Here is a 14,112-nt window from a genome sequence, read left to right on the forward strand (position 1 = left end):
GGTGGTGGGTTGGATGGCGGGGCCGCCGTCGGCCCCAGGGGCGGGGCCCTGACCGTGAGGCCTGGGTCCCTGAGCGGACTGCGCCCGCGCACGGGGGTGTGCGCGGGCGCAGTCTCTAGAGAGTCATGCTCTCGTCCGGCCTCAGGCGAGCTTGGAGCCGACCAGGGCGGTCAGGCGGACCAGGGCGTTGGAGTAGCCCCACTCGTTGTCGTACCAGGACAGGACCTTGACGAGGTTGCCGATGACCTTGGTCTCGGTGGCGTCGAAGATCGAGGTGTGCGGGTCGCCCATGATGTCGGTGGAGACGATCGGGTCCTCGGTGTACTCCAGGACACCCTTGAGCTCACCCTCGGCGGCCTTCTTGACGGCGGCCTTGACGGCCTCGACGGAGACCTCCTTCTCGGCCACGAAGGTCAGGTCGGTCAGGGAGCCGGTCGGGGTGGGGACGCGCACGGCCAGGCCGTCGAACTTGCCCTTGAGGGCGGGCAGGACCAGGGCCACGGCCTGGGCGGCACCGGTCTTGGTGGGGATCATGTTCAGGGCGGCGGCGCGGGCGCGACGCAGGTCCTTGTGCGGGGCGTCCAGGACACGCTGGTCACCCGTGTAGGAGTGGATGGTGGTCATAATGCCGCGCTCGATGCCAAAGTTCTCGTGGAGGACCTTGGCCAGGGGGGCGAGGCAGTTGGTGGTGCACGAGGCGTTGGACACGATGGTCATGTCGTTGGTGTAGTCGCCGTCGTTGACGCCCATGACGAAGGTGCCGTCGACGTTCTTGGCCGGGGCGGAGATGACGACCTTCTTGGCGCCGCCCTCCAGGTGGGCCTTGGCCTTCTCACCGTCGGTGAAGAAGCCTGTGGACTCCACGACGACCTCGACGCCGAGCTCGCCCCAGGGCAGGTCGGCGGGGTTGCGCTGGGCAAGGACCTTGATCTTCTTGCCGTTGACGATGATGCCGTCCTCGTCGTGGGAGACCTCGCCGTCGAAGCGGCCCTTGATGGAGTCGTACTTCAGCAGGTGGGCGAGGGTCTTGGTGTCGGTGAGGTCGTTGACGGCGACGACCTCGATGTCCGCACCCTGCTCGAGGGCGGCGCGGAAGAAGTTACGGCCGATGCGGCCGAAGCCGTTGATACCAACGCGGGTGGTCACTTTGTGTCCTCCTAGTGCGCCGGCAGGCGCACGGTGTCGTGGGTCTTCACACACGGTGTGTGCCCCGGACCTTGTGGGACGGATCCCTTATCTATCCGGCAGGCCTGAGTTTAGCGTGACGGACCCCTCCTTCGGGGGCACTTGGCACGCCAGGGGCGAACAGGAGGGGATTGACCAACGTTTGACAGGTCCGCGCCCGCCCCGGCGGGACCCTGGTCCTAGACGGCCTGGCGACCGACCGTCCGGACGGGAGGGGCCTAGAGGTCGAGCATGTCCTGGGTGAGGACCGACTCGGTGTCGGGCACCCCCAGCTCCTGGGCCCGCTTGTCCGCCATGGCCAGCAGGCGGCGGATGCGCCCCGCGACGGCGTCCTTGGTCAGCGGCGGGTCGGAGTACTGGCCCAGCTCCTCCAGGGACGCCTGCTTGTGCTCCAGGCGCAGGCGCCCGGCCTCGGCCAGGTGGGACGGCACGTCGTCGCCCAGGATCTCGAAGGCGCGCTCCACCCGCGCCCCGGAGGCGACGGCGGCCCGTGCCGAGCGCCGCAGGTTGGCGTCGTCGAAGTTGGCCAGGCGGTTGGCGGTCCCCCGGCTCTCCCGGTGGCTGCGCCGCTCCCCCCAGACCCGGTAGGCCTCGTGGGCGCCCATGCGCTGCAGGAGGATCCCGATCCCCTCCCCGTCACGGACGACGACCCGGTCCGAGCCGCGGACCTCACGGGCCTTGGCGGCGACGTCGAAGCGCCGGGCCGCCCCCACCAGCGCCAGGGCCGCCTCCGACCCCGGGCAGGTGACCTCCAGGGAGGAGGAGCGGCCGGGCTCGGTCAGCGATCCCCGGGCCAGGAAGGCCCCGCGCCAGGCCGCGGCCGCCGCCGTGCGCCCGCCCTGGACCACGGCCACCGGCATGCCGCGCACCGGCAGGCCCCGGGTGTCGACCAGGCCGGACAGGCGGGCCAGGTCCTTGCCCCGCTCGGCCACCCGCAGCACGTAGCGCGAGCCCCGGTGCAGGGAGCCCCCCTGGATCATCATGACCTCGGACTCGATCCCGTAGAGCTCGCGCAGGTCACGGTGGAGGCGGCGCAGGGCGCCGACGTGGTCGAGCTCGACCTCCACCACGATCTTCCCGGCCACGATGTGCAGGCCGCCGCCGAAGCGCAGCGTGGCCGCCAGCTCGGCGCGGCGCACGGCGGAGGCGGTGGTGCTCACGTGGGCGAGCTCGTCCTTGACGATGACCGTCAGTGACATGAGGCAGGATCTCCCTAGGTAGGTTTGAGGACGGGGCGGGGTGGCCAGCCCGGGGCCAGCCGCGCCGGGCTCAGGTGTCGAGGTCGGAGACGACGCCGTCGAAGGCGTCACGGAAGGCGGCTGCCAGCCGCAGGGGGTCATGGTGGCACATGGACTCCCCCGTGCGCACCTGGCGCAGCAGCAGGGACGCGCCCAGGTCCGAGGCCACCCGCTGGAGGTCGTCCACGTCGCCCACGGCCATCGGGTCGGCGACGACCGTGTCCAGCCGCAGGCCGGGAGCGTACTCGGCCAGGACCCGCAGGTGGTCGGCGGCGCTCATGCCGTCGGTCTCCCCCCGCTGCACGGTGAGGTTGAGGACCACCGCCTTACGGGCCCGGGTGCGCTCCAGGGCCTGGCGCATGGCCGGCAGGATGAGGTGGGGCAGCACCGAGGTGTACCAGGAGCCGGGCCCCATAACCACCCAGTCGGCCCGCTCGATGGCCCGCACCGCCTCGGGGTGGGCGTCCGCGTCGGTGGGCACCACGCTGACGTTCTCCAGCCGCCCGGTGCTGGTGGCCACCGCCACCTGCCCGCTGACGCGGCGGCGCCGTCCCCCGTCCACCACGTCCGCCTCGATGACCAGCGGGGAGGCGCTCATGGGGACCACCCGCCCGTGGATGGCCAGGAGGCGCCCCACCCAGTCCAGGCCCTTGATCTCGTCGTCGAGCAGCTGCCACAGGGCCAGGATGAGCAGGTTGCCCAGCGCGTGGTTGTCCAGCTCCCCGTGGCCGGCGAAACGGTGCTGGAGGACGTCCCTCCAGGTCAGCCCCCACTCGGAGTCGTCGCACAGGGAGGCCAGCGCCATGCGCAGGTCCCCGGGCGGCAGGCAGTCGAACTCCCGGCGCAGCCGGCCCGAGGAGCCGCCGTCGTCGGCCACGGTCACCACGGCGGTCAGGCGGTGGGTGACGTGCCGCAGGGCCCGCAGGGTGGCCGACAGGCCGTGCCCCCCGCCCAGGGCGACCACCGCGGCGCCCTCCTCCCCGCGCAGGGGCCAGCCTGCGGCGTCGAGCATGGTCCCGGTCTTGCGGGTGACTCGCTGGGGCATGTCACTGCCTCCCCAGGTCCCGGTGCTGGACGACGACGTCGAGGCCGCGGGCGCGCAGGCGGGCGGCGATGCGCTCGGCGGAGGCCACGGAGCGGTGCCTGCCGCCGGTGCAGCCCACGGCGAGGGTCACGTAGGGCTTGAGCTCGTCGAGGTAGCGCGGCAGGGCCGGGGCCAGCAGGTCGGCGTAGGCGTCGACGAAGGCGGCGGCGCCGTCCTGGGCGAAGACGTAGTCGGCCACGGGCGCGTCGCGGCCGGTGAGGTGGCGCAGCTCGGTGACCCAGTAGGGGTTGGGGATGAAGCGCACGTCCAGGACGTGGTCGGCGTCCAGGGGCAGGCCGTGTTTGAAGCCGAAGCTCACGACGTTGACCTGTAAGGCGATGTCGGACTCGTCGGCGACCAGGTCGCGGACCTGGCGGGCCAGGTCGTGGACGGACAGGTCGGAGGTGTCGATGACGGTGTCGGCCATGGAGCGCAGGCCGCCCAGGAGGGTGCGTTCCTTGGTAATGCCCTCCAGGACCGAGGTGGTGCCCAGGGGGTGGGGGCGGCGGTTGGACTCGAACCTGCGGACCAGGGCGGCGTCGGAGGCGTCCAGGAACAGGAGGCGGACGTCGGTCCCGGACTCGCGGACCTGGCGGAGGTAGGTCATGAAGGAGGCGAAGAACTCCCGGCTGCGTACGTCCACGACGGCGGCCAGGCGGTGGACGCCGGCGCCGACGGTGGTCATCATGCCGGCCAGGGCGGGCAGGAGCTGGGGCGGGATGTTGTCCACGACGTACCAGTCGAGGTCCTCCAGGGCCATGGCGGCCCGGGAGCGGCCCGCGCCCGACATGCCGGTGACGATAATCATCTCGGGGCGCCCGGCCGGGGAGACGGGCGGGGCCGCGGCGTCCATGGCGGGGATCTCCGCGGGTACGGTGTCCGGGCGGGGCGAGCGGGTGCGTGGGGGGCGTGCCCGTGGGGGGCGGTCCTGGGCGTCCATACCACCACCTTCTCACGGACGGCCCTGGCCGCGCTGGAGTGTGGCTACCGGTGTGTGGCGCCGGTAGCCTGGGCGGTGTCGTCCCTACCGTTTGCCAAGGAGCATGATGAGCGACGTCGTTGCCGCCCCCCACGGGGGCCCGGGAGCCCCGGTTATCGGTACCCCCTGGACGGGCTGTGCCACCAGGGTCGCGCTGCTGGGGGCGGGTGAGATCGGTAAGGAGGTGGCGATCGCGCTGACCCGCCTGGGCGTGGAGGTCACGGCCATCGACCGCTACGAGGGCGCCCCGGCCCAGCAGGTGGCGCACAACGCGCTGACGGTGGACATGGGTGACCCGGCGGCGCTGACCGCGGCGGTCCTCTCCAGCGGGGCGGACGTCGTGGTCCCCGAGATCGAGGCGCTGGCCACCGACGCCCTGGTGGCCCTGGAGGCCGGGGGGCGGGTGCGGGTGGTGCCCACGGCCCGGGCCGTGCAGCTGACAATGAACCGGGAGGGGATCCGGCGGCTGGCGGCTGAGGAGCTGGGGCTGGCCACCAGCCCCTACGCCTTCGCCTCCGGCCCCCAGGAGCTGGCTCGGGCGGCGCAGGACGTGGGCTTCCCCTGCGTGGTCAAGCCGGTCACCTCCTCCTCGGGCCACGGGCAGTCGGTGGTGCGCGGCCCTGACGAGCTCGCCGCGGCGTGGCGCCATGCGGCCGATGACGGCCGGGTGGACCGCGGGCGGGTGATCGTCGAGGGGTTCGTGGACTTCGACGCCGAGGTCACGCTGCTGACGGTGCGCTCGCGCGACCCGCGCACCGGCGGGACGGTGACGGGCTTCTGCGCCCCCATCGGGCACAGGCAGGTGGGTGGGGACTACGTGGAGTCCTGGCAGCCCCAGGCCCTGGCCCCGGTGGTCCTGGAGCAGGCCCGGGCGGTGGCGCAGCGGGTGACGGAGGCCCTGGGCGGCTGGGGCGTGTTCGGGGTGGAGCTGTTCGTCCGCGGCGAGAAGGTGCTGTTCTCGGAGGTCTCCCCCAGGCCCCACGACACCGGCCTGGTGACGTTGGCCAGTCAGCGTCTGAACGAGTTCGAGCTGCACGCCCGGGCCCTGCTGGGGCTGCCGGTGGACACCTCGCTGCGCTGCCCGGGCGCCTCGGTGACGATCAGGGCCGGTGGGGACTCGGCGCCGGGCCAGGGGGTGAGCTTTGCCGGCGTGGAGGCCGCGCTCGCCGTTGAGGGCGTCGACCTGCGCCTGTTCGGCAAGCCCGAGGCGCACCCGGGCCGGCGCCTGGGGGTGGTGGTGGCGTGCGCCGAGGACGTGGGTACCGCCCGGGCCCGGGCGGCGACGGCGGCCGCGTCGGTGCGTCCCAGCGTCTGAGGCGTGCCCCCGGGGCTGCGCGATCCGCGCAGGCCCCGGGGGACGGCCGGTGGTGGCCGGGCCTCTGGCGGCCCGTGCCCCGGCCGGTACCTGACCGAGCCTCTGGTGGCCGGGCCAGGTACCGGGCTGTGCCGCTCAGTCCTGCGCCCCGGTGCGCTCCACCAGGGTGGCCCCGTTGGAGGCAATGAGGTCGCGGTACCAGTAGAAGGACCTCTTGCGGTAGCGCTCCAGGGTGCCGGTGCCGTCGTCGTGGCGGTCCACGTAGATGAAGCCGTAGCGCTTGGACATCTGGGCGGTGGAGGCCGAGACCAGGTCGATGCAGCCCCAGGAGGTGTAGCCCAGGACCTGGACGCCGTCGGCGATCGCCTCGCGGACCTGAACAAGGTGGTCGTTCATGTAGTCAATGCGGTAGCCGTCCTTAACGGTGGGGCCGTCGGGGCCCGCCACGAGGACGTCCTTGGCGCCCAGGCCGTTCTCCACGATGAACAGCGGCTTGCCCCAGCGGTCCCAGTAGTCGTTCAGGATGGTGCGCAGCCCCAGCGGGTCAATGGCCCAGCCCCACTCCGAGACCTTAAGGGTGGGGTTGACCACCCCGCCCATGAGGTTGCCGCCCCCGGACTCGCGCTCCTGGGAGACGGTCTCGCAGGAGGACATGTAGTAGGAGAAGGACACGAAGTCCACCGTGTGCTCGGCCAGCAGCGCCCGGTCGGCCTCGGTGACCTCCAGCTCCACCCCCTTCTCGGCGAGCTTGCGCAGGAAGTAGCCGGGGTAGGCGCCGCGCACGTGGACGTCGCCAAAGGCGTAGTTGTCGCGCTCGGCCTGCTTGGCGGCCCACACGTCGCGCGGGTCGGGGGTCAGCGGGTAGAAGGGGATGGCCAGGATCATGCAGCCCACCTGGATGCCGGGATCGATCTCGTGGGCGATGCGGGTGGCGGCTGCGGAGGCCACGAGCTCGTGGTGGACCGCCTGGTAGAGGTCCTGCTCGCTGAGCTCCTCCTTGGGGGTGTTAATGCCCCCGGACATAAAGGGCTCGTGGAGCACGGAGTTGATCTCGTTGAAGGTCAGCCAGTACCTCACGCGCCGCCCGTAGCGCTCGAAGAGGGTCCGGGCGTAGCGCTCGAAGAAGCCGACCATGCGCCGGTCGGCCCACCCGTCGTAGGTGCGGGCCAGGTGCAGGGGGGTCTCGTAGTGGCTAATGGTCACCAGGGGCTCGATGCCGTACCTCTCGAGCTCGTCCAGGACCCGGTCGTAGAAGGCCAGGCCCTCCTCGTTGGGCTGCTCCTCGTCCCCGAGCGGGAAGATCCGCGACCAGGCGATGGAGAAGCGGAAGACCTTGAAGCCCATCTCGGCGAAGAGGGCGATGTCCTCCTTGTAACGGTGGTAGAAGTCGATGGCCTCGAGCTTGAGGTTGTCCGGCGTGGGCTCCTGCGTGCGGGGCCTGACAATGCCCCCGGGCATGACGTCCTGGACGCTCAGGCCCTTGCCGCCCTCGTTGTAGGCGCCCTCGACCTGGTTGGCGGCGGTGGCCCCGCCCCACAGGAAGCCGTCGGGGAAGGCAGGGGTAGTGGCTGTCATGGTGGTTGTCGTCCCTTCGTTGCTGTCGTTCCGGATGCGCCTGCGTCCTCAGTGGTCGATCTCGACCACGGTGGTGGCGGTGGTGACCTCGCCGTCCACGACGGGCACGACGGCGCCCAGGGAGGCGGTGTTGGTCACCACCAGGACGGTCGTGGGGTCGTAGCCGGCCTGCCGCACCGCGGCCAGGTCCACGTCCACCAGGGGGTCGCCGCGGTCCACCCGCTGCCCCGCGCCCACCCTGGGGCTGAAGCCCTCGCCCTTGAGGTTGACGGTGTCCAGGCCGACGTGGACGAGGACCTCGACGCCGTCGTCGGTCCTAATGCCGTAGGCGTGGCCGGAGTCCATGGCGGTCACCACGGTGCCCGCCACCGGGGCGCGCACGTGGCCGTCGGAGGGGACGATGCCGACGCCGTTGCCCAGCGCCCCGGAGGAGAAGACGGGGTCGGCCACCTTCTCCAGGGGCGTGGCGGTGCCGGCCACGGGCGCGGTCAGGGCGGTGGTGGGCTCGGCGTCCGACGCGGTCGTCGGCGCGGCCGGGCCCTGCGGCCTGCCCTCCACGGCGTCGTCCTTAACCCCGAAGAAGAAGGTGAGGGCGAAGGCGATAAAGACGGCGAGCACGACGCCGAAGGCCCACAGGGGGAAGTTCGGGGTCTCGAGGTAGGCGGGCAGCCCGATGAGGGACGGGAAGACCCCGGCCTGGGAGACGCGGCCTCCGGCAATGGCCCCGATGGCGCCGCCGATGGCACCACCGACGACACCGAAGTAGAAGGGGAGCTTGCGCGGCAGGTTGACACCGTAGATCGCGGGCTCGGTCACGCCGGCCAGGAACCCGGACAGGGACGCCGGCCCGGCGAGCCCCTTCGTCTTCTTGTCCCTGGTGCGGATCATGACGGCGAGGGTCGAGGCGGCCTGGGCGAGGACGGCCGCCTCGATCGGGCCGTAGATCAGGGAGTAGCCGTTGGACGTGATCTCCTGGGTCATAATCGGCACGAGGCCCCAGTGCAGGCCGAACATGACGAAGACCTGCCAGAACCCGCCGATGACGATCCCGCCGACGACGGGGACGGTGACGAAGAGCCACTGGACGCCGGAGGCGATGCCGTTGGCGATGATCGTGGTCACCGGGCCGATCGTGAGCAGGGTGAGCGGGACCATAATGAGGACCGTGATCCACGGCGTCATAAAGTTGCGGAAGGCGCTGGGGATAAAGCGGTTGCAGCAGCGCTCGACGTAGCCCTGGACCCACACCGCGACAATGATCGGGAGCACCGACGACGTGTAGCTCATAATGACGAGCGGGATACCCATGAAGGTGTGTGAGTGCCCGTCGTTCATGGCGATAATGGAGGGGTAGACGAGGGCGCCGGCGATCGCCATGGCGGTGAACTGGTTGGTCTTGAAGTGGCGTGCCGCCGTGACCGCCAGGACGAGCGGGAGGAAGTTCATGAACGCGTCCGCGGCGGCGTAGAGCACCTTGTAGGTGTCGGACGTGTCACTGATCCAGCCGAGGGTGAGGAACATGGCGAGGAACGCCTTGAACAGGCCGGTTCCCGCCAGCGTCCACAGCATCGGGGAGAAGATCGCGGAGACGAGCCCGATAAAGGCGTCGAGCGGGTTGAGCTTCTTCTTGGTCCCGCTCTCCCCCGAGTCCGCGCCCAGGCCGGGTAGGAGCCTCGTCAGCTCCTCGTAGAGGATGGGCACGTCGTTGCCAATGACCACCTGGTACTGGCCGCCGGCCTGGACCACGGTGACCACCCCGTCGAGCGCCTTAATGCCCTCGGTCGCGGCCTTGGACTCGTCCTTGAGGACGAAGCGCATGCGGGTGGCGCAGTGGCTCATGGCGGAGACATTGGCCTCACCCCCCCACGCGCTCCAGCAGGCGCGGCGCCAGTGCCGCGTAGTCCGTCTTCGCCATTGGTATCCTCCTTGATCCGGCGAACCTGTGCGGGGGAACAAAAAAGACCCGAGACCCCGCAGCGCGTCAACGCACACGTGTCTCAGGTCTTGCCCCCTTGGGTCACAATCCTGGAAGCCCTCACGGGCCGGTAACTATTCTACGGCGACCGGTAGTCCGTCGGACAGGTCTCACGCATATGATCCACATCACCTTCATGGCTGGTCGGCGGGCGTGCGGCGGCCGCGTCCTCGAGGCGGGCCACGTGCACCGTCAGGTAGGCGACCTCGTCCTCGGAGACGGCGGTACCGAGCCTCAGCTCGAGGAGGTCCCTGACACGCCGGGCGACCTGGTAGGCGTGGGGCCGGGCCTGGCGCAGCGCGGCACCGATGGTGGAGGCGGCGCCGTCGGCGACCTGGATCCCGCTGCGGGCCCGGGCCAGGAAGTAGCGCAGGTGCGCCGCGAAGCGGGCGACGTCAATGGAGTCGGGGTCGAGGCCGCTGCCGTAGGCGGCCCGGAGGACGTCCATGACCTGGCCGATGAGCCGCGACCGGCGGGCGGCCTCCCGGGTCGAGCGCGCCCCGACGGCGGCGGTGAACAGGTGGAGGGCCAGCGCGACCGCCTCCCCCGCGGGCAGCTGCACGTCCTGGGCCGCGTTGAGCTCGGCCACCATGGCCTCGGCCAGGGCCAGCTCCTGGGGGTGGAGGTGGGCGGCCTCGGCGCGCAGGGGGTAGTCCATGACCAGCCCCTGGCGTACCCGCTCCATGGCCTGGTTGACGTGGTCCACGACCGCGACGATGGTGGAGGAGGGCACCCCGGTGCCCAGCTCCCGGGCAGCGCGCCGGAAGACGCGCTCAATGAGGGCCAGGCGCTCCAGCGGGATCCCGGCGATCACCTCGGCCACGGACTCGGCGTTGTCGGCCGGGACGTAGCGGCGGGCGACGAGCGAGGCGTCCACGTCCTGGCCGGGCCTGCGCCCGAAGCCGAGGCCGCGGCCGGTGAGGATGGCCTCACGCCCGATCTCGTCGCGCGCCAGTACGACGTTGTTGTTGAGGACCCTCAGGATCACCATGCCCTGATTGTGCCACGAATCACGCGAAAGTCCTCACGGGGGCGTCCTTTCTTCGCGGGGCCCGGAGCCGCCGGGCGCGGGGTCCGGGCCGTTGAGGTAGGCCAGGATCGTACCCGCCAGGGCCTCCCCGATGCCCCTGACCCGGGTGAGGTCCTCCACGCTGGCACCGCGTAGGCGCTTGACGCTGCCGAACTCCTTGAGCAGCGCGGCCTGGCGGGCGGGCCCCAGGCCGGGGACGGAGTCCAGGACCGAGCGGGTCATGCCCGCCGAGCGCCTCTTACGGTGGTGGGTGATGGCGAAGCGGTGGGACTCGTCGCGCAGGTGCTGGAGCAGGTAGAGGGCCGGTGAGGTGCGGGGCAGGATGACGGGGAACTCCTCACCCGGCACCCACACCTCCTCCAGGCGCTTGGCCAGGCCCACCAGGGGTACCTCCACGCCCAGGTCGTCCAGGACGGCGCGCACGGCGCGCACCTGGGGCAGGCCGCCGTCGACCACCACCAGGCTGGGGGCGTAGGAGAAGCGGCGGGCGCGGCCGGTGGCGGGGTCGATCGGGCCGGAGGCAATGGGGAGGCCGTCGTCGTCAGCCCCGACGGGCCCCCCGCCGGTCCCGGCGCCCGCGTCCCCGGGCCCGGCGCCCTGCTCGGCGACGAGCCGCCGGAAGCGGCGGGTGAGGACCTCGGCCATGGCGACGGTGTCGTCCACCGCCCCGGCCCCGTCCTGGCCGCGGACGGTGAAGCGGCGGTAGTCGGCCTTGCGCGGCGCCCCGTCCTCGAAGACGACCATGGAGGCGACCTGGTAGGTGCCCTGGGTGTGGGAGACGTCGTAGCACTCAATGCGCAGGGGGGCCTCGGGCAGGTCGAGGGCCTCGGCGAGCTCCTCCAGGGCGGCCGAGCGCTGGGTCAGGTCCCCGGCCCGGCGGGTCTTGTGCAGGCGCAGGGCCTCCTCGGCGTTCCTGCGCACCGTGTCCATGAGGGCGGCCTTGTCGCCGCGCCGGGGGACGCGCACCTCCACCCGGCCCCCGCGCAGGCCGCAGAGCCAGTCCGTGACGGCCCCGGCGTCCTGGGGCAGGACCGGCACCAGGATCTCGCGGGGCACCGCGGTGGTGGCGGTGTGGGCCACGTCGTCCACGCTGGTGGCCGCCCGGCGGGCGGACCCGGGGGCGGGGTCGGCACGCGGCGCCGGGTCGGCGGGGGCGCGCTCCCCCACCCCCAGGCTCGTGGTGGGGCCCGAGCGCGGGGGTGCGCCCGCGGCCCGCGCCCCGGGGCCCGGGTCGGCGGGGTCGGGCAGGGCCCCGTAGACCTGCTGGAGCAGCCTGTGGACGAGCTCGGCGTCACCGGGGGCGTCCACCAGGTCGATGACCCACCCGCGCTGCCCGCGCACCCGCCCGCCCCGGACGTGGAAGACCTGGACGGCGGCGGTGAGCTCGTCGCGTACCAGGGCGAAGACATCGGCGTCGGTGGCGTCGGGCAGGACGACGGCGTTGCGCTCGACGACCTTGCGCAGGGCGGCGGCGTCGTCGCGCAGGCGGGCGGCCCTCTCAAAGTCCAGGGCGGCGGCGGCCGCCCTCATCTCGGACTCGACCTGGCGCAGGTAGGGGCCGGTGCGCCCGGCCATGAAGGCGCACAGGTCCTCGGCCAGGGCGCGGTGCTCCGCCTGGCTGACGCGACCCACGCAGGGAGCGGAGCACTTGTCGATGTAGCCCAGCAGGCAGGGGCGCCCCGAGGCCTGGGCGCGCCGCAGGACCCCGGGGGCGCAGGAGCGCACCGGGAAGACCCGCAGGAGCTGGTCGAGGGTCTCGCGTATGGACCAGGCCTGCACGAAGGGGCCGAAGTAGCGGGTCCCGGCCCTGCGGGCCCCGCGCACCACCTGGACGCGCGGGTAGGTCTCGGACATGGTGACCGCCAGGTAGGGGTAGGACTTGTCGTCCTTGTACATGACGTTGAAGCGGGGGTTGAACTCCTTGATCCAGGAGTACTCCAGCGCCAGGGACTCCACCTCGGTGGACACCACCGTCCACTCCACGGCGGCCGCGGTGGTGACCATTGTGCGGGTGCGCGGGTGCAGGGCGGACAGGTCCTGGAAGTAGCTGGACAGGCGGGCGCGCAGGCTCTTGGCCTTGCCCACGTAGATGACGCGGCCCTGACCGTCCAGGAATCGGTAGACGCCCGGCGCGGCGGGGATCTCCCCGGGAGCGGGCCGGTAGGTGGACGGGTCGGCCATGCACGGCAGCCTACGGGCTCCGCCCCCGTCGGCGCCACGGCCCCGGGCCGGGTGGCCCGGGGCGTCCCGGTGGCCCTGCTGCACACCGTCGGCGCCACGGCCCCGGGGGTCCACGGGCTGGGCAGGCAGTGGTGGGCGCGCGGCCCCGGTACGAGGGCGGGGGCTCCGGGTGGGAGCCGGGTACCGGGCCCGGGTATGGTGGTGCCCGGGCGCGGGGCGCCCACGACGACGGGGTCCTGCGGCCCGGGAAGGCGGTTCCTGCAATGGGGCACAACAGCCAGGTCGTCCTCCTGGACGTGGACGGCACCCTCGTGGACTACGACAACCAGCTGCCGCCCTCGGCGGTGCGGGCGGTGCGCCGCGCCCGGGCGGCGGGCAGGCGCGTCTACGTGTGCACCGGACGCTCGCGCGCGGAGGTGCCCGAGGAGATCTGGGACATCGGCCTGGACGGCATGATCGGCGGCAACGGCGCCTACGTGGAGGACGACGGCCGGGTCCTGCTCCACCGGCACCTGTCCCGGGAGCAGTGCCAGGCGGTCACAGTCTGGCTGCGCGCCCGCGGCCTGATCTTCTACCTGGAGGCCAACTCCGGCCTGTACGCCCCACCGGCCTTCCGCGAGGGGGCCCGCCCCGCTATCCGGTCCTACGCGGCCGGGCGGGGGCGGGACGCGCGGGACCTGGAGGTGGAGGACGTCCTGACCGGCCTGGTCCTCACCGAGGACCTGGTGCGCGGTGACGTCAACAAGATCAGCTTCGTGCTGTCCTCCTGGGCCGACGTGGAGGCGGCCCGGGAGCGCTTCCCCGACCTGCTGGTGGGCTCCTGGGGCGGGCGCGGGCACGAGGCCCTGTTCGGGGACGTCGCCCTGCCCGCGGCCAGCAAGGTGGAGGCCGTGGACGTCCTGCTCGCCGCCCTCGGGGCCCGCCTGGAGGACACGGTCGCCTTCGGGGACGCCGTGGTGGACATCGGCATGCTCCGGCACTGCGGCACGGGGGTGGCCATGGGCAACGCCGCCCCGCAGGTCAAGGAGGCGGCCGACCTGGTCACCGACGACGTGGAGGAGGACGGGCTGGCCCACGCCTTCGAGCGCCTGGGGCTGACCGGGTAGCGGCCGGGCCCGCCGCGCGGTGGTAGCGGGTGGCGGTGTCGCGGCGCCGGGCTGGTGGTGGGCGATACTGGGATCGAACCAGTGACCTCTTCCGTGTCAGGGAAGCGCGCTACCGCTGCGCCAATCGCCCGAGGTGGGTACCGGATTCGAACCGGTGTAAACGGCTTTGCAGGCCGGTGCCTAGCCTCTCGGCCAACCCACCGCCGAGACGCTGGGGGCTGGGCGCTCCCGGCTCCTCGGAGCGGATGACGGGACTCGAACCCGCGACCCTCACCTTGGCAAGGTGATGCTCTACCAACTGAGCCACATCCGCGTCGCCTCAGACCACCCCTGCCGGGGTGCCCGGTGCTGGAGAACCATAACACCCCCGCCCGGCCCGGACGCAAACGGCGGGCCGGTGATTCACCTCACCGGTCACGGAGTTGCCCCGGTGGGGGCCACCTG

The 14,112-nt window shown here is 72.3% G+C and carries 10 protein-coding genes and 3 tRNA genes; 2 read left to right on the plus strand and 11 right to left on the minus strand.

Annotation, left to right across the window (positions count from 1 at the left end; genetic code table 11):
* Positions 1-141: 141 nt before the first annotated feature.
* From gap to rapZ, 4 genes are all read right to left on the minus strand, one after another.
* Positions 142-1,146 (minus strand): type I glyceraldehyde-3-phosphate dehydrogenase, encoded by a 1,005-nt coding sequence (gene gap / locus JJJ15_RS00730; RefSeq protein ID WP_200511102.1) that lies wholly within the window; start codon positions 1,144-1,146, stop codon positions 142-144.
* 257 nt (positions 1,147-1,403) lie between these two features.
* Positions 1,404-2,384 (minus strand): DNA-binding protein WhiA, encoded by a 981-nt coding sequence (gene whiA, locus JJJ15_RS00735; protein ID WP_200511103.1) that lies wholly within the window; start codon positions 2,382-2,384, stop codon positions 1,404-1,406.
* A 70-nt stretch (positions 2,385-2,454) separates the two neighbouring features.
* Positions 2,455-3,468 carry a uridine diphosphate-N-acetylglucosamine-binding protein YvcK gene (yvcK, locus tag JJJ15_RS00740; protein ID WP_200511104.1) on the minus strand — a complete coding sequence of 338 codons (1,014 nt, stop codon included), beginning with the start codon at positions 3,466-3,468 and terminating at the stop codon, positions 2,455-2,457.
* A 1-nt stretch (position 3,469) separates the two neighbouring features.
* Positions 3,470-4,447 (minus strand): RNase adapter RapZ, encoded by a 978-nt coding sequence (gene rapZ, locus JJJ15_RS00745; protein WP_106109103.1) that lies wholly within the window; start codon positions 4,445-4,447, stop codon positions 3,470-3,472.
* Positions 4,448-4,553: 106 nt separating this feature from the next.
* Here rapZ and purT point away from each other — a divergent pair, with 106 nt between their 5' ends.
* Complete coding sequence (purT, locus tag JJJ15_RS00750; RefSeq protein ID WP_246742092.1) at positions 4,554-5,801, plus strand: formate-dependent phosphoribosylglycinamide formyltransferase; 1,248 nt, start codon at positions 4,554-4,556, stop codon at positions 5,799-5,801.
* A 135-nt stretch (positions 5,802-5,936) separates the two neighbouring features.
* On the opposite strand, the gene JJJ15_RS00755 is transcribed toward purT, so the two are convergent.
* The 4 genes from JJJ15_RS00755 to uvrC all read right to left on the minus strand — a co-directional run bounded on the left by JJJ15_RS00755 (position 5,937) and on the right by uvrC (position 12,562).
* Positions 5,937-7,376, minus strand: a complete 1,440-nt coding sequence (locus tag JJJ15_RS00755) for a glycoside hydrolase family 1 protein (RefSeq protein ID WP_200511106.1) — start codon at positions 7,374-7,376, stop codon at positions 5,937-5,939.
* A 48-nt stretch (positions 7,377-7,424) separates the two neighbouring features.
* Entirely contained in the window at positions 7,425-9,215 is a 1,791-nt protein-coding gene (locus tag JJJ15_RS00760) for a beta-glucoside-specific PTS transporter subunit IIABC (protein WP_246742093.1), read from the minus strand.
* 215 nt (positions 9,216-9,430) lie between these two features.
* Positions 9,431-10,342 (minus strand): PRD domain-containing protein, encoded by a 912-nt coding sequence (locus tag JJJ15_RS00765; protein ID WP_200511107.1) that lies wholly within the window; start codon positions 10,340-10,342, stop codon positions 9,431-9,433.
* A gap of 33 nt (positions 10,343-10,375) precedes the next feature.
* Entirely contained in the window at positions 10,376-12,562 is a 2,187-nt protein-coding gene (gene uvrC, locus JJJ15_RS00770) for an excinuclease ABC subunit UvrC (protein ID WP_200511108.1), read from the minus strand.
* 263 nt (positions 12,563-12,825) lie between these two features.
* On the opposite strand from uvrC, the gene JJJ15_RS00775 reads away from it, so the two are divergent.
* Positions 12,826-13,668 (plus strand): HAD family hydrolase, encoded by an 843-nt coding sequence (locus tag JJJ15_RS00775; protein ID WP_200511109.1) that lies wholly within the window; start codon positions 12,826-12,828, stop codon positions 13,666-13,668.
* A gap of 55 nt (positions 13,669-13,723) precedes the next feature.
* Here JJJ15_RS00775 and JJJ15_RS00780 read toward each other — a convergent pair.
* The 3 genes from JJJ15_RS00780 to JJJ15_RS00790 all read right to left on the minus strand — a co-directional run bounded on the left by JJJ15_RS00780 (position 13,724) and on the right by JJJ15_RS00790 (position 13,981).
* Positions 13,724-13,798 (minus strand) — tRNA-Val (locus JJJ15_RS00780).
* A gap of 1 nt (position 13,799) precedes the next feature.
* Positions 13,800-13,870, minus strand: a tRNA-Cys gene (locus JJJ15_RS00785).
* Positions 13,871-13,908: 38 nt separating this feature from the next.
* Positions 13,909-13,981, minus strand: a tRNA-Gly gene (locus JJJ15_RS00790).
* Positions 13,982-14,112: the final 131 nt, after the last annotated feature.

It is taken from the genome of Actinomyces sp. HMT897 (assembly GCF_016626125.1).
Classification (GTDB): Bacteria; Actinomycetota; Actinomycetes; order Actinomycetales; family Actinomycetaceae; genus Actinomyces.

What these genes read in the sequence shown, in the direction of transcription:
- whiA (WP_200511103.1), bottom strand. Translation starts at nt 2,384, where the DNA reads ATGTCACTGACGGTCATCGTCAAGGACGAGCTCGCCCACGTGAGCACC.
- yvcK (WP_200511104.1), bottom strand. Translation starts at nt 3,468, where the DNA reads ATGCCCCAGCGAGTCACCCGCAAGACCGGGACCATGCTCGACGCCGCA.
- rapZ (WP_106109103.1), bottom strand. Translation starts at nt 4,447, where the DNA reads ATGGACGCCCAGGACCGCCCCCCACGGGCACGCCCCCCACGCACCCGC.
- purT (WP_246742092.1), top strand. Translation starts at nt 4,554, where the DNA reads ATGAGCGACGTCGTTGCCGCCCCCCACGGGGGCCCGGGAGCCCCGGTT.
- JJJ15_RS00755 (WP_200511106.1), bottom strand. Translation starts at nt 7,376, where the DNA reads ATGACAGCCACTACCCCTGCCTTCCCCGACGGCTTCCTGTGGGGCGGG.
- JJJ15_RS00760 (WP_246742093.1), bottom strand. Translation starts at nt 9,215, where the DNA reads ATGAGCCACTGCGCCACCCGCATGCGCTTCGTCCTCAAGGACGAGTCC.
- JJJ15_RS00765 (WP_200511107.1), bottom strand. Translation starts at nt 10,342, where the DNA reads ATGGTGATCCTGAGGGTCCTCAACAACAACGTCGTACTGGCGCGCGAC.
- uvrC (WP_200511108.1), bottom strand. Translation starts at nt 12,562, where the DNA reads ATGGCCGACCCGTCCACCTACCGGCCCGCTCCCGGGGAGATCCCCGCC.
- JJJ15_RS00775 (WP_200511109.1), top strand. Translation starts at nt 12,826, where the DNA reads ATGGGGCACAACAGCCAGGTCGTCCTCCTGGACGTGGACGGCACCCTC.